This is a genomic window from Ruegeria sp. F12 (assembly GCF_056533885.1).
In genome coordinates, this window is sequence record NZ_JBQFOV010000004.1 from 89,384 (window position 1) to 111,734 (window position 22,351).

General features: G+C 58.1%; 17 protein-coding genes. 13 read left to right on the top strand and 4 right to left on the bottom strand.

From position 1 onward, the window contains the following. Positions 1 to 120 precede the first annotated feature (120 nt). The 9 genes from ACR0CA_RS07180 (at position 121) to ACR0CA_RS07220 (ending at position 11,151) form a co-directional block, all read left to right on the top strand. Positions 121 to 636: a ferredoxin-type protein NapF gene (locus ACR0CA_RS07180; RefSeq protein WP_480503762.1), complete on the top strand. Its 516-nt coding sequence runs from the start codon at positions 121 to 123 to the stop codon at positions 634 to 636. Continuing rightward, positions 633 to 926 (top strand): chaperone NapD, encoded by a 294-nt coding sequence (locus ACR0CA_RS07185; RefSeq protein ID WP_170773436.1) that lies wholly within the window; start codon positions 633 to 635, stop codon positions 924 to 926. The genes ACR0CA_RS07180 and ACR0CA_RS07185 overlap by 4 nt, the downstream gene beginning before the upstream one ends. Beyond that, positions 923 to 3,415, top strand: a complete 2,493-nt coding sequence (gene napA, locus ACR0CA_RS07190) for a nitrate reductase catalytic subunit NapA (protein WP_170785872.1) — start codon at positions 923 to 925, stop codon at positions 3,413 to 3,415. Before ACR0CA_RS07185 ends, napA begins: the two co-directional genes overlap by 4 nt. 27 nt (positions 3,416 to 3,442) lie before the next feature. Continuing rightward, positions 3,443 to 4,261 (top strand): ferredoxin-type protein NapG, encoded by an 819-nt coding sequence (napG, locus tag ACR0CA_RS07195; protein WP_480897961.1) that lies wholly within the window; start codon positions 3,443 to 3,445, stop codon positions 4,259 to 4,261. Next, positions 4,258 to 5,175, top strand: coding sequence for a quinol dehydrogenase ferredoxin subunit NapH (napH, locus tag ACR0CA_RS07200; RefSeq protein WP_480897963.1), 918 nt, complete (start codon positions 4,258 to 4,260; stop codon positions 5,173 to 5,175). Before napG ends, napH begins: the two co-directional genes overlap by 4 nt. A 12-nt stretch (positions 5,176 to 5,187) precedes the next feature. Continuing rightward, positions 5,188 to 5,625, top strand: coding sequence for a nitrate reductase cytochrome c-type subunit (locus ACR0CA_RS07205; RefSeq protein ID WP_170773428.1), 438 nt, complete (start codon positions 5,188 to 5,190; stop codon positions 5,623 to 5,625). Positions 5,626 to 5,654: 29 nt separating this feature from the next. Beyond that, on the top strand, positions 5,655 to 6,356 hold the full coding sequence (locus tag ACR0CA_RS07210; RefSeq protein WP_170773426.1) for a NapC/NirT family cytochrome c: 702 nt from the start codon (positions 5,655 to 5,657) through the stop codon (positions 6,354 to 6,356). A gap of 13 nt (positions 6,357 to 6,369) precedes the next feature. Then, a complete protein-coding gene (locus ACR0CA_RS07215) occupies positions 6,370 to 6,627 on the top strand; it encodes a hypothetical protein (protein WP_170773424.1) in 258 nt (85 codons plus the stop codon). Positions 6,628 to 7,128: 501 nt separating this feature from the next. After that, complete coding sequence (locus tag ACR0CA_RS07220; RefSeq protein ID WP_480897966.1) at positions 7,129 to 11,151, top strand: beta strand repeat-containing protein; 4,023 nt, start codon at positions 7,129 to 7,131, stop codon at positions 11,149 to 11,151. A 54-nt stretch (positions 11,152 to 11,205) separates the two neighbouring features. Here the strand turns inward: ACR0CA_RS07220 and ACR0CA_RS07225 are convergent, their stop codons facing one another. After that, positions 11,206 to 12,615, bottom strand: coding sequence for an RtcB family protein (locus ACR0CA_RS07225; RefSeq protein ID WP_480897968.1), 1,410 nt, complete (start codon positions 12,613 to 12,615; stop codon positions 11,206 to 11,208). A 480-nt stretch (positions 12,616 to 13,095) separates the two neighbouring features. Beyond that, positions 13,096 to 14,652 carry a vWA domain-containing protein gene (locus tag ACR0CA_RS07230; protein ID WP_480897969.1) on the bottom strand — a complete coding sequence of 519 codons (1,557 nt, stop codon included), beginning with the start codon at positions 14,650 to 14,652 and terminating at the stop codon, positions 13,096 to 13,098. Between the two features lie 173 nt (positions 14,653 to 14,825). Here ACR0CA_RS07230 and rtcR point away from each other — a divergent pair, with 173 nt between their 5' ends. The 4 genes from rtcR (at position 14,826) to ACR0CA_RS07250 (ending at position 20,422) form a co-directional block, all read left to right on the top strand. Then, positions 14,826 to 16,403 carry an RNA repair transcriptional activator RtcR gene (gene rtcR, locus ACR0CA_RS07235; RefSeq protein ID WP_480897971.1) on the top strand — a complete coding sequence of 526 codons (1,578 nt, stop codon included), beginning with the start codon at positions 14,826 to 14,828 and terminating at the stop codon, positions 16,401 to 16,403. 153 nt (positions 16,404 to 16,556) lie between these two features. Next, the gene (dctP, locus tag ACR0CA_RS07240) at positions 16,557 to 17,657 is read left to right on the top strand and encodes a TRAP transporter substrate-binding protein DctP (RefSeq protein ID WP_170773413.1); all 1,101 of its coding nucleotides are present in this window, start codon (positions 16,557 to 16,559) and stop codon (positions 17,655 to 17,657) included. Positions 17,658 to 17,731: 74 nt separating this feature from the next. After that, positions 17,732 to 19,063, top strand: a complete 1,332-nt coding sequence (locus ACR0CA_RS07245) for a TRAP transporter small permease subunit (protein ID WP_170789970.1) — start codon at positions 17,732 to 17,734, stop codon at positions 19,061 to 19,063. A 3-nt stretch (positions 19,064 to 19,066) separates the two neighbouring features. Next, a complete protein-coding gene (locus ACR0CA_RS07250; RefSeq protein ID WP_170773409.1) occupies positions 19,067 to 20,422 on the top strand; it encodes a TRAP transporter large permease subunit in 1,356 nt (451 codons plus the stop codon). An 80-nt stretch (positions 20,423 to 20,502) separates the two neighbouring features. Here the strand turns inward: ACR0CA_RS07250 and ACR0CA_RS07255 are convergent, their stop codons facing one another. Together ACR0CA_RS07255 and ACR0CA_RS07260 are read right to left on the bottom strand one after the other, a co-directional pair. Beyond that, the gene (locus tag ACR0CA_RS07255) at positions 20,503 to 21,288 is read right to left on the bottom strand and encodes an oxepin-CoA hydrolase, alternative type (RefSeq protein ID WP_480897973.1); all 786 of its coding nucleotides are present in this window, start codon (positions 21,286 to 21,288) and stop codon (positions 20,503 to 20,505) included. A gap of 3 nt (positions 21,289 to 21,291) precedes the next feature. Further along, on the bottom strand, positions 21,292 to 22,350 hold the full coding sequence (locus tag ACR0CA_RS07260) for an acyl-CoA dehydrogenase family protein (protein ID WP_480897975.1): 1,059 nt from the start codon (positions 22,348 to 22,350) through the stop codon (positions 21,292 to 21,294). Between the last annotated feature and the right edge of the window lies 1 nt (position 22,351).

Genomic DNA, 22,351 nt, shown 5'->3' on the forward strand with positions numbered 1-22,351 from the left:
TTTTTTTTAAGTTCCATGCAAAAACTGCCAAGAAATTGATCAATATCAAATCCGGCGCTGAACGAAGCCGTTAATCGGGAATAGCGACGAACAGAATCTAGCAAAGCCAGGTCTTTGAGAATGGGCCAAGTGACTACCCGGCGCGCCTTCCTGAGCGCGAGATTTCACGATGAGGACGGTGTGACAGCCAGACCTCCGGGATCGGTCGGGCCTGACTTTCTGAAGCACTGCACGAAATGCGGCGATTGCGCCTCGGCTTGTCCTGAGGACGTGATTGCAATCGCTGCGGACGGCTTTCCTGTTTTTCAACCCTCAGACAATCCCTGCACTTTTTGCGGTGACTGCGCCAATGCCTGCCCAACCCCTGCTTTGGACATCGACCTTGTGTCCAACTGGCCCTGGCGTGCCGCGCTAAAGCTGGACTCCTGCCTGTCGATGAATGGCGTCAGTTGCCGCCTCTGTCAGGACAATTGCGAAGAAAGCGCGATCCGGTTCTCGCTGCAAACCGGTGGTCGGGCCAAACCGACACTGGATGTGGCAGCCTGCACCGGCTGCGGGCTCTGCCCTACCGTTTGCCCGGCGGATGCCATCTCGCTGGACCACACCCCTCAACCCAAAATGGAAGCTGTGCAATGAACATCTGCGGTTGCCTTGCCCATGTCGCGCCCGACTACGCTACGGCTGCGGCGCAATCCATGAGCGATACACCGGGTGTGGAAATCCACGCCCAGACCGAAGACGGCCGTTTCGTCGTCGTGGTCGAAGATACCCCTGAACGCCTTGCGTCCGAGACCATCATGGATCTGCACCAGATCCCCGGGGTCGTGTCTCTGACGTTGACCTATCACCATTTCGAGGACCTCGCAGAGACCCGCCCGCGTCCCGATGCCCTAAGCCAAACCACCAGCCGGAGGCTCACGCTATGACACATTCTGAATCACGCCGGACATTCCTCAAGGCCACTGCTGCCACAGCCACGGCCTCGGCCGCCGGTATTCCGCTGGCCACAGGCACGGCCGACGCTCAGGCGGCGACGCCGGATATCCGCTGGGACAAGGCCGCGTGCCGGTTCTGCGGAACGGGCTGTTCCGTTCTGGTTGGCACCAAGGAAGGTCGCGTCGTGGCCACTCAGGGCGACCCGGACGCGCCGGTGAACCGCGGCCTGAACTGTATCAAGGGCTATTTCCTGTCCAAGATCATGTATGGCAAAGACCGCCTGACCACTCCGTTGCTGCGCAAGACCAATGGCGAATACGACAAGAATGGCGAGTTCGAACCGGTCAGCTGGGACGAAGCCTTTGATGTCATGGCCGCTAAGTGGAAAGAGGCGCTGGCCAAGAAAGGCCCGACCAGCGTGGGCATGTTCGGCTCGGGTCAGTGGACGGTCTGGGAAGGCTATGCCGCCGCCAAGCTGATGAAAGCGGGCTTCCGCTCCAACAACATCGACCCCAACGCGCGCCATTGTATGGCTTCGGCTGTTGTTGGGTTCATGCGGACCTTCGGCATAGATGAGCCGATGGGCTGCTACGACGATTTCGAGCACGCAGACACATTCGTTCTGTGGGGTTCCAATATGGCCGAGATGCACCCCATCCTGTGGTCGCGCCTGACAGACACGCGTCTGACCAAACCGGGCAGCGAAGTTCATGTCCTGTCAACATTTGAACATCGTTCTTTCGAATTGGCTGACAATGGCATCGTGTTCAATCCACAGACAGATCTGGCGATCCTGAACTATATCGCCAACTACATCATTCAGAATGGTGCGGTGAACGAAGACTTCGTCAAAAAGCACGTAAACATCACCAAGACGGCAACCGATATCGGTTACGGCCTGCGCGACGAAAACCAACTTCAGCAAGACGCGGAAAACCCGAACTCGGGCAAAATGGAACCCATCAGCTTCGAAGAATATGCCAAAGCTGTTGAGCCATACACTTTGGAATATGTATCTGAACTCTCAGGTGTTCCCGCTGACAAGCTTGAGAAACTTGCGAAACAATATGCGGATCCAAACCGGAAAGTCATGAGCCTTTGGACCATGGGTTTCAACCAGCATACGCGCGGTTCGTGGGTGAACTCGCTGATGTACAACGTCCACCTTTTGGTTGGCAAGATTTCCGAACCCGGCAACTCGCCCTTCTCGCTGACCGGCCAACCATCTGCCTGCGGCACCGCCCGAGAGGTTGGCACATTCGCCCACCGCCTGCCCGCGGACATGGTTGTCGCAAATGACGAGCACCGCGAGATTTGTGAAACCGCATGGAAAATTCCCGAAGGTACAATCCCGCCAAAACCGGGCTTCCACGCTGTTTTACAACATCGAATGCTGAAAGACGGTGTGCTGAACGCGTATTGGGTTCAGTGCAACAACAACATGCAAGCCGCCCCGAATATCAATGAGGAAGGGTATCCCGGTTATCGCAATCCTGAAAACTTCATCACCGTTTCAGATCCCTATCCAACCGTCACCGCAGTTTCAGCCGACCTGATCCTGCCAACGGCTATGTGGGTCGAGAAAGAAGGCGCATATGGCAACGCCGAGCGCCGCACTCAGTTCTGGCATCAACAGGTTAAAGCGCCGGGCGAGGCTAAATCCGACCTTTGGCAGCTAATGGAATTCTCGAAACGCTTCACCGTAGAAGAAGTCTGGGGCGAAGAGCTGCTGGCCAAGATGCCAGAGCATCGCGGCAAGACGATGTTCGAGGTTCTGTTCCAGAACGGGAATGTGGACAAATACCCGCTTTCTGAAACTGCCGAAGGTTTCGACAATGACGAAGCACAGCATTTTGGGTTTTACGTGCAGAAAGGATTGTTCGAAGAATACGCCGAATTCGGGCGCGGTCATGGGCACGATCTGGCACCGTTCGAAATGTACCATCAGGCACGCGGTATGCGTTGGCCGGTCGTGGACGGCAAAGAAACGCTTTATCGTTTCCGCGAAGGCTATGACCCCTATGTACCCGAAGGGGCCGACGTGAAATTCTATGGCCACAAGGACGGCAAGGCCAAAATTATCTTCGCGCCTTACGAACCTGCTGCTGAAGAGCCGGACAATGAATACGATTTGTGGCTCTGTACTGGTCGGGTTCTTGAACACTGGCATTCGGGTTCGATGACCCGCCGGGTTCCGGAATTGCACCGCGCCTTCCCGTCAGCTGTTGTTTTCATGCACCCCGACGACGCCCGGGATCGCGGTCTGCGGCGCGGTCAGGAAATTGTTTTGTCCACCCGCAGGGGCGAAGTGACCAGCCGGGTCGAAACCCGTGGGCGCAACAAGGTGCCACGTGGGCTGGTCTTCATGCCTTGGTTTGACGAGCACCAGCTGACTAACAAACTGACGCTGGATGCAACCTGCCCGCTGTCGAAGGAAACCGACTACAAGAAATGCGCCTGTAAGGTCGAGCGCGCATAAGAAACTGGCAAGGCAAAGGTAAGACCCATGTCTGGTGTTGGCACTCCCCTCTCGCCGCAGCGGCGCCGGTTCCTGCAGGACTCGGCGCGCGCCGCTGGCGGCTGCGTGGCGGCCGGGTCCTTGTTGGCCTGGCTGGCGCGCGACGCGCGGGCTTTGCCAGCCGAGGCCTTGCGTCCCCCCGGTGCCTTGCCGGAACAAAACTTCCTGTCCGCCTGTATCCGGTGCGGACTGTGCGTTCGGGACTGCCCCTACGACACACTGAAACTGGCTGAACTTGGCGTCGATGCCGTTGCCACCGGCACACCCTATTTCACCGCTCGTGACGTGCCCTGCGAGATGTGTGACGACATACCTTGTGTTGCCGCCTGCCCCACTGGGGCGCTGGACCCTTCGCTGGATAACATTGACGACGCCGATATGGGAGTGGCCGTTCTGGTCGATCAGGAAAACTGCCTGAACTTCCTGGGGCTGCGGTGCGACGTCTGCTACCGCGTCTGCCCCGTCATTGAAGAGGCAATCACGCTTGAGACCGCGCACAACACCCGTTCGGGTCACCATTCTCTGTTCCTTCCTACCGTCCACGCCGACCGCTGCACCGGTTGTGGTATGTGCGAGAAAAGCTGCGTTCTACCAGAAGCCGCGATCAAGGTTCTGCCCACCCGGCTGGCGCGTGGTAGCAGTGCTGACCACTATCGCAAAGGCTGGGAAGAAAAAGCCGCCAAAGGCGCGCCCGTGGTCGAAGGTATCATTGACCTGCCCGACCGCCTGCCCGGTCCGGGTACCGACAATCTGGTCACGCCGGGCGGCTTTGCGCCGGAATACAATTTGCCGGGGGCTGGACAATGAGTGCACGCACACATCTCCCCGTCGGCCAAGAGGCAATCGAAGCCAAAGGCTGGTTAGGTGCGCACAAATACCTGTTGCTGCGCCGAGCCTCACAGTTGTTCTTTCTGGTCCTGTTCTTGCTGGGCCCATGGTTCGGCATCTGGATCGTTCAAGGCACGCTGGCCGGGTCGCTGACCCTTGGCGTGTTGCCGCTGACCGACCCATTTGTTCTGCTGCAAAGCGTGGTTGCCGGGCACTGGCCCGAACTGACCGCCCTGATCGGAGGCCTGATTGTTCTGGTCGCCTACGCGCTGATCGGCGGGCGCGTCTATTGCTCCTGGGTCTGCCCGATCAACCCGGTAACCGATGCCGCCCATTGGCTGCACCGCAAGCTAGGCCTGCCCAAAGGCTGGCAACCCAAACGCGGTACGCGGCTGTGGATATTGGCCACGGTACTGATCGTCTCGGGTCTGTCCGGGGTCATCGCGTGGGAACTGATCAACCCGATCACCATGCTGCATCGTGGCCTGATCTTTGGCGCGGGCTTTGTCTGGGCGATGATCGTTGCAATCTTCTTCTTCGACCTGTTCGTGTCTCGCCACGGATGGTGCGGGCACCTGTGCCCGGTCGGAGCATTCTATGGCCTAATCGGCACCAAAGCGATGTTGCGTGTCAGCGCGCCCAATCGCGCAGCCTGTAACGACTGCATGGATTGCTTTGCCGTCTGCCCGGAAAACCACGTCATCTCACCCGCGTTGCGCGGCAAAACCGGCACCACACCGCTGATCCTGTCGCCCGACTGCACGAATTGCGGCCGCTGTATCGATGTTTGCGCGGTTGATGTTTTCAAGTTTACTCACCGGTTCGACGACCACGTCGCCGCACCTTCAGATCCCGTTCCCGCGCCCATTCAGCGCGCAGCCAGACCCACCTAAGGGAGTGCCAAGATGAACAAGCCAATCCTGACCGGCGTCACAGCCCTGATCCCCGTCATACTCCTGAGCGGGTTCGCCCTTGCCCAATCCGCGCAAGTCGAAGCCCTGCGCGGGGCCGAGGTTGATGAACCCGTTCCACTCGATCAGGTCCACCGCACTATCGAAGGGCGTATGCAGAGGAATTACCGGCAGCAACCCCCGCTGATCCCGCATTCAATCGAACAATACCAAATCGATCTGCGGACCAACCAATGCCTGTCCTGCCACGACTGGACAAAGGCGGGTGAGCGCAACGCACCCACTTTATCGATGACGCACTATCTGGACCGCGAAGGACGTGAACTGGATCAAATCGCCGGTACTCGGTACTTCTGCAACCAGTGTCATGTCCCACAGGCAGACACGCCGGCGCTTGTCGATAACGTTTTTGAACCTTCTTCCGGAAACTGATCCAACGCTTGACTGAAAGGAGCACCGAAATGGCAGACTCCCCCGAAAAACGCGGCTGGATCGGCCGCATCTGGAATGCGATCTGGACACCGACCGTTCTGTTCAGCTCGGGCTTTCTGGTGCTGGCAGGATTTCTGGCCGGTATCCTGTTCTGGGGTGGGTTCCACTGGACCCTGGAACTGACCAATACCGAAGAGTTCTGCACCTCGTGCCACACGATGGAAACGAACCTCGGCGAATACCGCGAGACGATCCACTACAATAACCACTCGGGCGTGCGGGCTATATGTTCGGATTGCCACGTGCCGCATGAGTGGAACCACAAGATCAAAGCCAAGATCATGGCGGTCAAGGATGTCTATCACGAGCTGGCTGGCACCATCGGCACGCCCGAGAAATACGAAGAACATCGACTGAGCATGGCCACCGCCGTGTGGAAAAAGATGAAAGCTTCAGACAGTCGTGAATGCCGCAACTGTCACAACTTCGACTATATGGACTTCACCCTTCAGGAAAATCGTGCGGCGTCCGAGCATCAGCGTGCCATCGACACCGGCATGACCTGTATTGATTGCCACCAGGGGATTGCCCACAGCCTACCACCTGGACATCTGCAGCGGTATCAGGAAATCACCGAAGAGCTGGCTGCTGACGCACCGACACCGCTGGGTCAACAGGTGGCGGACGGAAGTGAAGAAATCCGGTCATTCCTGACCAATCGGTCCGAGTAAAAAGGAGGCAGATATGCTGGAACTTCTGGGAACAATCGGAGCCAACATAATCAGCCTGCCCGGTATATTGGGCCTGGCACTGGGTATGATGACCCGCAACCCCTTGCTTGGCGCGGTGATGGGAGGCGTTGTTGGAGTCGCTGAAACGCTAATCTTTGCGCATTGGTCATTCGCCAATTTCGGAACAGGCGAACTGCTTATCGCAGTGGTCGTCGGGATGTGCGCAGGGGCCTTGGGTTCGGCAATTCGCATCAAGGGCGCTACTGTTTGATGTTTTGACAAACAGGTTTGCCGTAGCAAACTTTGCATTGAACAGTTTAAGGCGGTGCTAAATTGGCGCCGCCTTCTCTTTTCGCGCAAAAGTTGCGCTCGACGAAAACGACCCACAAACATAGAAAACATCAAACAATCTGACTCATTTTAGCGGATTGTTGAAACACCAGGGCACATAGATACTTCAAAAATTGGTGTCCATTGGGGTGCAACAAGGTTCGGTTTTTGCACAAACGCGCTGAATTTTTATTTCAACGTTTTCCGACGCTTGTTGACCAGAAGATTCGATGTGCATCTTGAAGTCGCAATACGAAGACCGCTGTTGCAAAATTGCAATCTGACAAAATTTTCCAACTAAACACTTTCCACCATTTACGCCCCCAACTCGCATTGGCTACTAATGTTAACATATCGTTAACGAGTTCATCTTTGGGGGTATGCAATGAATAGTTGCGCAAAGCAGCACACGCCGGCACGTGTGGCAAGAGGCGGTCGTGTTGTGAAGTGGAAGGGCCGGGTGGCCAGTGTTGCGCCTTCGGTATTCCTGGCCTCGATAGCGGTAAGCGCTTGCGCAACTGTTGCTTCTGCGGATGTTGTCATTTCTGCACCGCAGACGACCCCGGCGGACTTTCTCATCGACGAGGACATAACGATCACCGAAACCGGGGCTGTTAATCTGACCGCGGATTCTGGCCCCGCCGTGCAGATCAACACCGATTACACCAGCGTCTTTACCAATGACGGAACGATCTCCGGCCCCGCCCCTGGAGAACAACTTGGGTTCGGCCTGGAGCTAAATGGAGATCTGGGTGAAACCGGACAGGTTATCAACAACGGGTTGATCGACGTTGATATCGACGCCAATGGGTCCGCGCTTGGCCTTGGTGTCCTGTTTGACGACGATCTTGCCGGAACATATCAGAACAACGGGACAATCGACGTCAATGTCAGCAGCGACAATGCCGTCGCATTGGCGATTGGAACTGTGGTCGACGGTGTTGCTCAATCAACGGCGACGATCGAAAACAACGGGGACATACTGGTACAGTCCTCGTCGGTTCCGACTGAAAACGCGGCTGCGGCCGGGTTTCTGTTCGTGAACCCCGCCGAAACAGACATCGACAATACCGGTACGATCCAAGTCACAGCCCAGACGGGCGAACAGGCCTCGGCCTTCGGCTTTCAGTTTGAAGGAAGCCTGAACGGCAATCTGACCAACTCGGGCACGATCAGCGCTACGGCCACGGACGGGGTGGACGATGTCTATGCCATCGGGGTTGAGGTGATCACCGATGTAAACGGCGACTTCAACAACACCGGCACTATCTCAGTTCTGGCCAATGGTTCAGCGGATGACGCGACTGCCTGGGGCATCCATGTCGAAGGCGACCAGAACGGTGCCCTGATCAACTCGGGCACCATCGTCGCAACGGCGCAAACGACCTCGGGCAGCGCTGATGGCGCGGCTGTCTATGTTGAAGGCAACACGGTTGGCAACATCACCAACAGCGGGACGATTGATGCACGCGGCACCGGGACGGCATCTGCCAGCGGAGCGGCTTATTATCTAGGCGGCGATTTCGACGGCGATTTCGAAAACTCGGGCACCATTTTGCTGGCCTCTGACTCCACCGCGTCCGAGGCAGAGACTTTTGGCCTGTTTGTCAGCGGACAAATGGACGGTGATTTCACCAATGGTGGCACGATCACCATAAGCGCCACGGGTAGTTCGGCCGAAGCCCGGGCCCTGACGATCAATGGCGGCTTGATCGGGGAAATTCGCAACACTGGCACGCTTATGATCCAGGTCAACGCTTCCTCCGAGGGATCTGGCACCGGCTTTTACATCCGCAACGGGCTGACCGGGAATTTCGCCAACACCGGCACGCTTCAGATCAATGTGACAAGCGATACCTCCGAGGCGACGGCCTCTGGCCTGCGTGTCTTTGGTGGAATGGACGGTGACATCATCAATGACGGCACAATCAAAGTCGAAGCCGAGGGCGATTTCTCGGCCTTTGCGGCGGCTGCCGATATCCGCAACACCCTGACCGGATCAATCACCAACACTGGCACTCTGCGTATTCAGGCCGAAGCGTTTTCGACCGCAACTGCCGGGGGCTATACGATCACCAACGGGATGGTTGGCAGTTTCAGCAACAGCGGTACCCTAATGGTGTCGGCCATTGGCAGCACGAACGAGGCCCGCGCCTTCGGCCTGCGCGCCTTTGGCGGGGTCGATGGGGACATCACGAACTCTGGCACGATTGCCGCTCAAACCAGTGCGGCGCAAACATCGGTGGCTACAGGCTTTATTGTCGGCGGGCCGTTTGACGGTAACTTCCTGAACACCCAGACAATCACGGCAATGGCCGAGGCCAGCACCGGGTCGGCCCGCGCCCATGCCCTGGACATCACTAGCACCTCGACAGGACAGATCGAAAACAGTGGCACACTGAACGTGCGGGCCGAAGGATCGACCAACGCCTTTGCATCCGCCATCGACATCAGCGGCGGCTTGAATGGCGACTTTGTCAATTCCGGCACCGTCCGCGCCGAAGCGGACAATCTGTCCGGTGGCTCCTCGGCCTCTGCTTTCGGGGCGTTTATTGCCAACGGCATGACCGGAAATATTGAAAACTCGGGCACGCTTACTGTTGAATCCAACGGACAAACTCTGGGTGTCGCTGCCGGGGTTTTCGTGACCAATAATGGGTTGGACGGAGATTTCACCAACTCAGGCACAATCATGGCCAATGGATCAGCCGAAACCGGCGACGGTCGCGCCTTTGGTCTGCTTGTGAATGGCGGAATTGATGGCGTGCTGACCAACAACGGCACCCTGATTGCCGAAGCCTCGGCCCTTTCTTCGGCCCGTGCAACTGGCATTGTCGCGAATGGTGGACTGACGGGAAGTTTTGCCAATTCGGGTACGATCTCGACCACGGCGATTTCAGAATCCGATGAAGCGCTGTCGCAGGGTATTTTCACGGGCAACAGCAGCGATGCAGCCGCAAGTAATACCGGCAATGTCTCTGCGTCTGCCACCGGCGCATTGGGTGCAACGGCGCAGGCGTTGTCTCTGGGCGGGGTCTACAATGACGCAGTCACCAACTCGGGCCAGTTGACGGCAGTCGCCGCTATCGCAAACGGAACCGGTGATGCCGACGCCAGTGGTGTGTTTATTGCCGATTTGCAGGGCACATTCGCCAATACTGGCGTGATCAATGTCGCTGCTTCGGGCGGCGACACGTCCGAGGCCTTTGGTCTGAACATCCAGAATTTCGACGGCGAGATTACCGAGGTTGGCTCTATCTCGGCGCGTTCGGACACAGATGATGCCTATGCCATCTTCTTGGGCTCGGGAACCGGGACGCTGAATCTGGACACTCAGGACAATGTCGACGGCTTGATCCGTGTTCAGGATCATCAGGTCAATCTGTTCGCCCAAGGCGGCAGCTCGGTGTTCTTTTTCGAAGATGCTGCGCCAGGAACAGAGGATTTCAACACGATTATCTCGGACGGCCGGTCGGGATGGTTCGTGCAGGATGAAGGTGGCTCGGCACCGGTCTATGCCGCTGTCGATCCGGCCGAAATTCTGACATCGGCCGATATCGTAGCCTATTACGGCACTCTCATCGGCAGCTCGAACGGCGCGCTGCGCTATGAGGCTGCGCAGGTCACACGCAATGCTGAAACCGGCAATGTCTCGGGTCTGAGTATTGGTGGCTTCCGTCCTTATGTGCATCTCGACGCGGCCTCACGCCGGTTCGAAAATGTGCCGGGCATTGATACGGATGTCACGGCGATCAACGGTAGCGTCGGCTTTTCGGGACAGTTGGACAATGGCACCGCGCTGGCCTTTGGGCTGGGCGTGTTCCGCGCGGATGGCGACACCGACACCACCGATTTTGACACGGACGGCTTCTATATCGACGCCTCAATCGGACGTCAGATCGGCGCCTATACGGTCGAGGCCGGGCTGGGCTATGGCTGGCTGTCCACCGACCGCACGCGCGAGATTTCAGGCAGCGCTGATGCGGATGCCGATTTCGACAGCACCTTGCTGACGGTCTACGCCGGTGTCGAGCGGGATTTCGAGACCACAGGCACCATCGGCCTGACCGGTTTTGGCGACCTCCGCTATACCCGGCAAGAGGATGACAGCTACACCGAAACCGGCTCATCTGCGAACGCGACCGTGGACGACGCCACAACTGACGTGATTGAGGTCCGCTTGGGTGTCGAAGCCTCCAAGGCTCTGAACACAGGCGGCGTGTTGGTCGGTCAGCTTTCCGGCGTTGTCCGGCAAGGTCTGGGCGACTCGGATGCGGATGTCACTGTCTTTGGCTCAACCCAAAGCCTCAGCTTTGCGGCCACCGACTTCACGGGCGGGAGTGTTCTGATTGGATATGAGCATGAGTTCATCCCGAACATGCAGTTCGAGGCCAACGCCTCGCACGAGGTTGGCAGCGATGCGCAGGGACCGAATTTCCTTGCGGGCATTCGCTGGTCGTTCTGAGGAACCGATCTTAAAGAACAAGGGCCGAAGTGGTTGAACACTTCGGCCCTTGCTTTAGCGGCGGCCTTTCTTCCTGTTCATCCAGAAAGGCGGCACATCACCTGCCATGATACAGCCGTAGGGGTCGATATAATCCTCGATTTCGGCCAGATCATAGGATTTGATCTGCGCTACAACACTGTCCGCGCTTTTATAGCTGGACGGCAGTTCCGAGGCGTCCACACCACCGGCATGGAAGCGAATATCCAGACCTTCGGTTTCCGCCTTCAACATCTCATCCGGCGTAACCGACCCCATCCGGCGCTTGTGTTCGGAACGCGAGAAATTCCGCCCCGCCCCATGTGGGCTGAAGCCCAGACCGTGACCTGCATCCTTGCCGCGCACGACCAGAACCGGCTCGGACATGTTCAGCGGGATCAGGGTCAGCCCGGTCGCATCAGCGGCATAATCACACCACGCTGGGGTTGCGCCCTTGCCGTGATAGAACAGATCGCCCCGTTTGAAGACGAAGTTATGTTCGTTCCAATACCGGTCCCCGACATCGCCCACTCGCGCGGCCTCAACCGTTGCCTGATGGATCGCGTTGTGGTTGGCCTTGGTCCATTTGCGGATCAGTTGCAGGGCATCCCAATAGTCGCGCCCTTCCTGAGTGTCAGCCGGAATCCAGGCGTTTTGTTTCGGCGTACCCGGCGACAGCTCCTTGCGGAAGCGTTGCGCGACGGTCATGCCGTTCTTATACAGAACAGCCCCCGGCCCGCGCGAACCGTGATGGGTCACAATCGCCGTCCGCCCGGTTTTGCGCGACCGGCCGACAAACAGGAAATGGTTCCCGTCGCCTTGCGTCCCCATATGCTCCTGCGCCATACGCAGCGATTTCGGGTTGTCGAGAAACGGATTTTCACGGAACGCATCCAGCAGTTTCAGCGAGGTTGTGAAGCGCTTGCCCTGCGGCCGACCACCCGGTCCGAAATGGGTCGCTGACTGCGCCGCATCCAGCACGGCCTTTGGGTCAGCATTCCCCAGATCGGTGATCATGACCGAGCAGCAAATGTCGGCCGAATGCATCCCCGGATGGATCGCATTGCGCGCCGCCGCGACGCCGCCAACCGGGATCGTGCCGACCGGACCAGCCGGACAGGCATCGGGCATAATCGCCCCGGCCTCAATCGTCGGGGTCCGCATCAGCGCGGTCATCGTTTCGCGGACTTTCTCGACGTTGTCCTCCTCATCCGGATCGCTGGCGTCGATATTTTCGTGAAACGGCACCTCACCGGGCGCGCGCAGATCCAGCGTAGGCGGAGTCGGAAGGATCTCACCCTCCAGCTCCTGCCGGATGCGCACCAGACCGAAGCCTTCGGCCCGCATCTCATTCGCGCGCGCCAACAGGACGGGGAATTGCTTGCCAGGGCGATGCCCCCAGTCTTTCAGGTGTTCGCCCGTTACGGGATCAAATGTGTTTTCCATCATCATATTCACTCAAATTCAGGCCCCGGCGACAAGTGGGGAAGAAACAGTTCGGGAGGCCCGCCCCGCATCTGAATGGGCAGATGCGTTTGCCGTCTGGGCGCCGGCACGGAGGGGAGTTGAACCCGCTCGACCTGTCCCTGAGGTGCCATGTAGTTCCTTCGGCATTCGCCGGGGGTGTCCTTTCGTTTTGGGTCTCGACGACAAGAGTTTGGTGAAACGCCCTGCTCTACCCAACTGAGCTACCGTCCGTCCCCCGTGGGGCTCGGACGAGCGGGATTCGAACCCGCGACCTGGAGATTAACAATCTGTAGTTTCACCGGCATTCGCCGAGACATGCCTTTCGTTCGGGTCAGGCAGACAAGGGGTGATGAGACCACGCCCTGGTCAGGGCGCGGATCGGTAACAGCGATGTAGTCCCACCGGCATTCTGCCTGATGTTGTTCTGATGGCCGGGGCAGCGCACTGCCCGAGCCTTGTTTATACATCGATCTTTTCGATCTCAGCGACCCAATGATCCGGGCCGGTTTGACCGCTGGCAAATGCCGCGATCTGGTCAAAGACCGCATCCGAGAACCCGCCGACATTCAACACATCGGCACGCGTCTGCGCCTGAGTGGTCCCGTATGGGGCGATGTCAATGCAGACCAGCTTGGCCTGCGGATTGCGACGCTTGATCACCTCCCACTCCTTCAACATCGCTGTGCCTTGTCCACCGTTCCGGGCATCCACCCAGGACTGGTTATCGGACACGAACACCACCAGATCCGGCGCGCGGCCGCGCTTGTTCAGCCAGGCCAGCGGCGCGGAACAGTTCGTCCCGCCACCGGCCAGTGCGGCCAGACGCTCGGCATTGGTCAGGATCGTGTCGCGCGGTTCCAGACGCACATCACGCACATCGAAATCGAACGGCAACACCTGACACCCACGGTTCACCCGTTGGAAGGACGCCGCCACCAGCGCCGCCACATCCACATGCCGCACGGCCGAGGTCGCCCCCGGACGATACCCGGTCACGGACCACGTCATCGACCCCGACACGTCTGGGCACACAACCACCTGCCCCGCAACCTGCGGTACGTTCTGCGCGGCGATCTCCATCGCGTCGTGCAGCGCGTCCACGATCAGGCGCGGCATATCCGGCACCACGTTCTGCGCGGCCACCATCAACTGGTACGGAAAGGCCCGAGCCTTGGCGATGGCTTTTGGGTCGCGCAGCAAAGCAGCCACGTGATCCACGTTGCGGGTCACGTCGAAAACGCCGTGACGCTGGAACGTGTTCAGGTTCTGCCGCACCATCTGCCACGAGCCCTTGCGCGCAATCCGCGCCCATTGGACCTGCGTCAGCTCCAGTTGCGTCAGCATCTGGAACGGCACGTCCGGCACCGGACCCTTGCCGGTTTCACGAAACGCGATCCAATCCCTCAGGGCCTGCGGCAGCCGTGCCAGATTGCACGGCCGCCCGACGATCCAGGCAAACAGCGCCTCCCGCTCGGCCGAGGCCGGTTTCGGGTGCACCATCTTGATCACGTCGGCCAAAGACGGGTCATTCCCGATATTGGCATTCAGCAGCACCCGGTCAGAGACGGTGTTCAACCAGGTCTGGACCATCGCTTTCGGTGCCGACCCCAGAGACTTACGCCCCGTTTGACCCGACCGGATAACCTGCACGAACGTGCGCAGCATCTTGCCGTTATCGACCACACGGGCGAAAGCCGCCCGAAACAGGACCGGATCACGCCGGGCCAAAACAGCCAACAAGACAGCAGGCATGTCCTTCATGTACCCCGACTGGCGGGCATAGATCGCAGCCTGCGCCAAGTACTTTGGCTCAACGGTCTCAGCCACATCCAGAACGTATTCCAACTCTTCCTGCGGCGACTGATAGAACATGCCGCCAAATGTTCCCGTCACGGCGACCTGCGCCAGAGCATGGGCATCTGAATATGCAAAAGCCGGCGCGCCATGGGCGTTCTTCGCAGTTGCTTTCGGCAGCAACCGGCCTTTCAACGATGCAAACACGGATTTGTTCGCCATTTTCCTATCCTCGTTTTGTCTTGAGGATGTTTTCTCATGGTCCAGCCAAAGCGCAGAGAAAAAAGTGAAAATAGTATAAGCTGTTGTTTATAATATAGTAATCGGCAATTTGCGATACGCTTAAACTCGCGATATTATACTTTTGTATCTTATATTATAGAGTTGGATATATCGTGAAGAATGTGGTCATCGGTTTTCTTGGTACGCAGCTGGATATGGGCAAAAAACGGCGCTGGAAGCCGACGCCCAGCCTGACATCGCATGATCATTTTCCTGTGCATCGGCTCGAATTGTTGCACGACCGCAAGTTCAACCGGCTCGCCCATCAGGTCAAACATGAGATCGCCGAGATATCGCCCGAGACCGAGGTCTTGCTGCAACAGATGGACCTGGACGACCCCTGGGACTTCCAAGAGGTCTACGGCAAGCTGTTTGACTTTGCTCGCGCCTATGGCTTTGACGAAGATCGCGAGCAGTATCATGTGCACCTGACCACCGGGACGCATGTGGCGCAAATCTGCTGGTTCCTACTGACAGAAAGTCGCCATGTCCCGGCGCGGCTGATCCAAACCGGCCCGCCCGGCCCGGAGGATCCAACCCCGAAATTCGATGTCATTGATCTGGACCTGAGCCGCTACAATGCCCTTCAACAACGGTTCGACCAGCTTTCGCGTGAATATAGCGATCAGTTAAAAGGCGGGATCGAAACACGAAACGCGCAATATAACACCTTGATCGACCGGATTGAGTTGGTTGCGAGCAATTCCGACGAACCGATCCTGCTGCTGGGCGAGACCGGGACCGGCAAAACGGAATTGGCGCAGCGGATTTACAACCTCAAACTGGATCGGCGCAGGGTCAAGGGACGACTAGTCCATGTCAATTGTGCCACGCTGAACGGCCCCGATGCGCTGGCCACCCTGTTCGGCCAGCGACGCAGCTATCTGGGGCAGGCCGGGACCGAACGTGGCGGGCTGCTGCGTGAAGCAGAAGGCGGCGTCCTGTTTCTGGACGAAGTTGATGAATTAGGCTGGTCCGAGCAATCCATCTTGCTCAGCGCGATAGAGACCGGACGGTTTTACCCACTTGGATCGGATCACGAGGTGTCCAGCCGGTTTCAGGTCATCGCAGGCGCCAGCCACGATCTGCGCGCGTTGACGGCCGAGGGACGTTTTCGCCCCGACTTGCTTGCCCGCTTGAACATGTGGAACTTCAGATTGCCCGCGCTACGCGACCGGCGTGAGGATATCGAGGCCAACCTTCACTATGAACTCGCACGGTCGGAGCGCAGCTTGGGCATTCAGGTCGGCTTCAACATTGACGCGCGCGAGAAGTTCATACAGTTCGCCACCAACCCGTCGACCCATTGGCCGGGCAATTTCCGCGACTTCAGCGGATTGGTGAAACGCCTTTGCACACTGGCCCCGCGGGGCCGGATCACCCGAACAATGGTCGAGGATGAGACAGCCGCGCTGCAACAAGATTGGGCATCCTCGACCTCAGACAGCGACGAGACGCTGGTGCGCGGTATTTTGGGATCAGCCACGCGTGACATTGATCCTTTCGACCTGGTGCAATTGGCGAATGTCATCCGAACATGTCAACGCACGCCCAATCTCAGCGCGGCGGGTCGGGCGTTGTTTTCGGTCTCACGGGAAAAGCGCAGCACGCAGAACGATGCGGATAGGCTGAGGAAATACCTGCAGAAATTCAACCTCGACTGGCACAAACTAACCGTCCCCAGCCAATAGTCAGCCAGTATTTTTTCGTTGGAGCAATCACGGAACAGTGAGAGATTTCTAAATTGGAAAAAAAATATTACCAATTTCTAAAGTCTCCTCTATGCTCTCTAGCTATCAGCATGTTTTCTGCGAAAGCATGGTGATGATCTATGGGAGGATCAAATGACCAATAAACTGATTACACGCCGCAGCGCGTTTCGCACCCTTGCCGGTGCCGGGGCGGCAACTTTGGCTGCACCGCATATCGCCACCGCAGCAGGTGAGACCACCACTTGGAAGATCCAGACATCCTGGCCCGGCGGAATCGGGTTGCAGACCTTCAAGGACTGGTGCGCCACGATCGAAGAAAAAACCGGCGGTGAGCTGGCCTTCCAGGCCTTTGGTGCCAATGACGTGGTTGGGGATTTCCAATTGGCAGATGCGGTGAAAAATGGCGTGCTTGATGCCATCAACCCGTTCACCATCTACTATCAGGGCATCATTCCCGCCGCAGTGTTCCTCAGCTCGTACCCGCTGGGTCTGCGCCAACCGCATGAATACGACACGTTCTACTATGGCCTGGGCGGGATCGATATCGCGCGCGAGCTGCTAGGCCGTCAGGGTCTGCACTTTGTCGGACCGGTGCATCACGGGCCGAACATCATCCACTCGAAAGTTCCAATCCGGTCGGTTGACGACTTCGCGGGCCGTAAAATGCGCCTGCCGGGCGGTATGGTGGCCGAGGTATTCTCGGAGCTGGGCGCTGAAACAACCGTTCTGCCGGGCTCGGAAATCTTCCCGGCGCTGGAAAAAGGCACTATCGACGTGGCAGACTTTGTGGGTCCGGCCGTGAACCACGCCTTGGGCTTCAGTCAGGTGACGGACTATATTGTGATGGGTCCTCCGGGCTTCATGTCGGTCTATCAGCCGGTCGACATCATGGACATCACCGTGGGCAAGGCCGCATGGGACAAACTGAGCCCGCAGATGCAGGAATTCGTGGAAATGGAAACTCACGTCTATTCCGATCTGCATCACGCCGCCATTCAGGCCGCCGACCAGGAAGCCTGGAAAAAGTTCGAAGCAGAAGGCACCGAAATCACACGCTTGTCTCAGGACGATGTCGAGCTGATGACCGAAGTCGCCGTGCCAATCTGGTTCAAATATGCCAACCGCGACAAAGACGCGGCGCGTGTCTTCAAGATCCAACTTGACTACATGATGTCGGGTTCCTTGGGCTATGTGACGCCTGAAATGATCGAAGGCTATACACTGGACCTGTAGTCCGCTGAAGCCTAATCAAAAGTCCGCGCGAATTTCGCGCGGACGTGCCTTTTCTTTGGAATTCGGAACGTACTATGCCGAGCGTCGATTTCACGCTGCCGCACTGGCTATACTGGGTCGGGCTAATCGCTTTCCCGGCCCTGGCCATGGTGCTGGCGCGCAAAGCCCAACCTGAACAGCGCACCTATGGGTTGCCGCTGGGCTATCTGATCCTTGTCACTGGGGGAATGCTGGGTCTGCACCGCTTCTACCTGCGCAGCCTGCTGGGGTTGGTCTATCTACCGGTCTTCCTGCTGATCCTGTTCGCCAATGGCGAAGAGCGTACGGCCCGCAACGAATTCTCGAACGCGGTCAATATCGTCCGTCAGGCCGAACGCACGATCACGCGCGAAACCGAACGGGTCGCCACTGCCGAAGAAGGGCTGGAAGATCTGCGCGCCGCCGCTGAGGCCGCGCAAAATGGCACTGCGCTGCAAAAACGCCGGGCAGAACGCGCTTTGGATCGGGCGGAAAAAGCTATTGAGACCGGGCGCGAACGGCTTGCGGAATCCGAGGCAGCGCTGGCTGAGGCGCAACCGCTGGCCGAAATTGCCGGTGCTGATCGTGCCTTCTGGAGCTCGGTAGCGCGCTATGCGTTCTTCACGATCCTCGCCTTCTTGGCGATTGATGCGCTGATGCTGCCGCGCCTTGTGGCCAGCGCGCGCGTCAAAGCGGCTGCGGACCCGCATGAGCCCGAGATGGAGATCGACGAAGAAACCGCAGCCCGCGCGGCGGAAATGGACCCCGGTGCCCGTAAGGCTGATCAGGATTATGCCGAGAACTGGATTGACCGCCTGTCTCTCTATGCAGGTGAGTTCGTCAGCTATTGGGCCGTGATTGCCGTATTCGTCTATTACTACGAGGTGATCGTCCGCTACGTGTTCAACGCCCCTACCAACTGGGCGCATGAATCCATGTATCTGATGTTCGGGATGCAGTACCTGATCGCCGGGTCCTATGCGATGCTGACCGAAAGCCATGTGCGTGTGGACATCTTCTATGCACCGCTGACCAAACCGAAGCGCGCGTGGGCGGACCTGTTCACTTCGATTTTCTTCTTCATCTTCGCCGGAACCCTCCTGGTGACATCCTACATCTTCGCGATGGACGCGATTGCCGTTCCGACCGGTAACTCCGTCGTCTCAGACTGGGCGCGGGGCGAGATGAGCTTCTTCCAGATGTTCGGCGCACTGACCTTCGGCGACTGGACCGATCCGAACATCCGCTGGGGCGAAATCAGCTTTAACGAATGGGAAATCCCGCTTTGGCCAATGAAATGGATGATGGTCGTGGGCGCGGTTCTGTTGATTTTGCAAGGGGTGTCGAAACTATCCAAAGACATCCGAACGATTGCACGGGGGTACTGACCGATGGGTCTTGATATGTCCATCGAGCTGTTGACGCTCGTAATGTTCGGCTCGCTGCTGGTTCTGCTAATGGCAGGCCTCCCGCTGGCCTTTGTGACCGGAGGCCTGGCCTGTGTGTTTCTGTTCGTTCTGGGGGATGCGCGTGCGCTGAATATCGTACCCAGCCGGATTTTCCCGCTGATGACAAACTATCAGCTATCCGCCATTCCCTTGTTCATCTTCATGGCGTCGATGCTGGAACGGGCCGGGATCATCAACGATATGTTCGATGTGATCTACAAGGTGCTTGGCGGTCTGAAAGGCGGCCTTGCTGCGGCGACGATTATTGCGTCGACCGTTCTGGCGGCTATGGTCGGTGTGATCGGCGCAGCTGTGGTGACAATGGGGATCATTGCCCTGCCCGCCATGTTGAAACGCGGCTATGACACCAAGATCGCTATGGGTTCGATCATGGCCGGGGGGACATTGGGCATCCTGATCCCACCTTCCATTCTGGCCATCATCTACGCGGTTGTTGCCGAACAATCGGTTGGGGAGCTTTTCATCGGCGCGGTCATTCCCGGCCTGATGTTGTCGGGCATGTACATCATCTACGTGGTGGTTCGGTCCTATATCAATCCGGTCCTTGGCCCGCCAATCCCGGTTGACGAGCGCATCTCGAACCGAGAAAAAATGCGCCTGCTGGGCAAAATGTCCGCTCCGATTGCGCTGATCGTGATTGTTCTGGGCGTGATCTTCTCGGGCGTTGCAACCCCGGTTGAGGCGGCGGGTATCGGCACCTTTGGTGCCTTCATCGTAGCGGCGATCCACAACAAGCTGGACTGGCCCACCGTGCGCGAGGCATGTCTGACCACTCTGAAAGCCTCGGCCATGGTGATCTGGATCATGTTCGGTGCCACGATCTTTGTGGGTCTCTACGTGTTGGAGGGTGGACAGCAATTCGTGCAGGAAACCATGCAAGGCGCAGGTCTGGGGCCCTGGGGTATCCTGATCGTCATGCAAATCCTGCTGGTGGTGCTGGGGATGTTCCTGGACTGGGTCGGCATCCTGTTGCTGTGCGTTCCGATCTTTGTGCCGATCATCAAGGCGCTGGGGGCTGCGGCCTTTGGCTTTGATGACCCTAACGATCTCGTGCTGTGGTTTGGCGTGCTCTATCTGGTAAACATGCAGATGAGCTTCCTGTCGCCGCCCTTCGGGTATGCGCTGTTCTATCTGCGCGGCGTGGCCCCACCGTCGATTCCGATGACGGATATCTTCAAGGCGGCATTGCCGTTCCTGTTCCTCCAGATTGTCGGATTGGTCATCTGTATGATGTTCCCGTGGGTGGTGACGTGGTTACCTAATATCGTCTACGGTTAGACATACGAAACGGGCGGAGAATTCTCCCGCCCGTTTTCGTTTGACCGTTCTATCGGTCCCTGCCGTCATTTTCTATTCGTTCAGTTCGTGAAGTCCGGCTTACGCTTTTCCTCAAACGCGCGGATGCCTTCCAGCGCTTCGTCCCGACCCAGAGCAAGGCCCATCTCTCGGCGTTCGCGTAGCAGATGTGCCTCAAACTCGGCCGTATCGGGGGCAGAGAGCAGCGCCTTGATCGCCGCCTGCGCCTCTGGCGGGCCAGCGACTAGATCTTGTGCTAGCTCCAACGCCTGGTCCAACGCCGAGCCGGGCACAACCACCCGGTTCACGACGCCTACGTCATACATGCGCGGGGCAAGAACTGGTCTGCCGGTCAGGCACATCTCGGCTGCAAGTTGACGTGGCAAGTTCATGGTCAGGAAACCCGAACCACCCCCATCAGGCACGAGCCCCGCTTTGACATAGGCCAGCGTGAACTTTGCATCTTCGGCGGCCACGATCATGTCGCAGGCAAATGCCAGCGAGGCACCCGCCCCCGCGGCCCCCCCTTCCACAGCCGCAATCACCGGGACAGGGCACGCACGGATGGCCCGGATCATGTGGTGCAGGTATTCAATCTGTGCCTCACGCTCCGGCAGGGTCATTTCGCGACGGGACTTGAGCATCCGCAAGTCGCCCCCGGCAGAAAAAAACCCACCCGCACCCGTAATCACCACGGCGCGGACGCCGGATTCAGCTGCGGTAGCGTCGCGCAGCGCTGCCTCAATCGGTTCATAGACCAGACGCGACAAAACATTGCGCCGTGCCGGTTCATTGATGGTGATGATCAGCACCGCATCGCGAGTTTCGAACAAAACAGCCTCGCTCATGGATCAGCTCTCCATGACACGGTGCAATTGCGCATAGTGATCGCCCAATTGGTGGTCGATCATCGTCAATCGTTTGGCGTAGTGCGAGCCGGGATATTCCCAGGTCATTCCGATCCCTCCGTGAAGCTGAATGCATTCTTCTGCAATCATCGTACCTGCGCGTCCGATCAGGTTCTTGGCCATTGCGATATACTTCGCCTCGGCATCGGAGCCCAGTTTACTTGCTGCCAGAATAGTGATCGAGCGGCATTGCTCCATCTCGATGGCCATATCGACCGTACGATGCTGCAACGCCTGAAAACTGGCGATCGGTCGCCCGAACTGCGTGCGCTGCTTGAGGTAATCGACCGTCATGTTGACCAACACCTCCATCACCCCCACAGCCTCGGCACACAGCGCCAACCGACCCGCGTTCAGGGCGGATTCAATGATGTCACCAGCATTCTCACTCAGGCAAATGGCGGTTGCGCTGTCGAGGATCAACTCCCCTGCTCCACCGCCGTCAATAATCGCATAGTCGACGGTTTCAGGATTTTCGACCAGAAACAGGCCAAGCCCCTCATCAAGGCGTGCTGCGACCAGCACGCCATCTGCCCCAGGCAATCCATAGACCACCGATTTACGACCATTCAGCACCCAGTGATCGCCGGATTTGTCTGCGCTGGTGCGGATCAACGCCAGACTGTCCGCATCCGGTTCAAACACAGCCAAAGCAATCCGCTTTCCACCTGCGATCATCTCTTCAACCAAACCCGTGGCACCACAATCGGCGGCGGCGCGAGCCGACATCAACGCGGCCAGCATCGGCTCGGGGCACAGGCCACGGCCCAGCTCCTCAAATACGGTTGTGATGTCGAAACCGGTGCCGCCAAAGCCGCCTTGCTGTTCAGGGACAAAGGCACCGATCAGGCCCAATTCGGAGAGTTCAGCCCATTTGACCGGGGAATGGAACGGCGCAGCGTCCAGCACGCCGTAGCGGGTGTCGAAATCATACTGATCCGCCAGATAGCGCCTCACCGTGTCCGACAACATCTGCCTGTCTTCGGTTAAGTTGAAATCCATA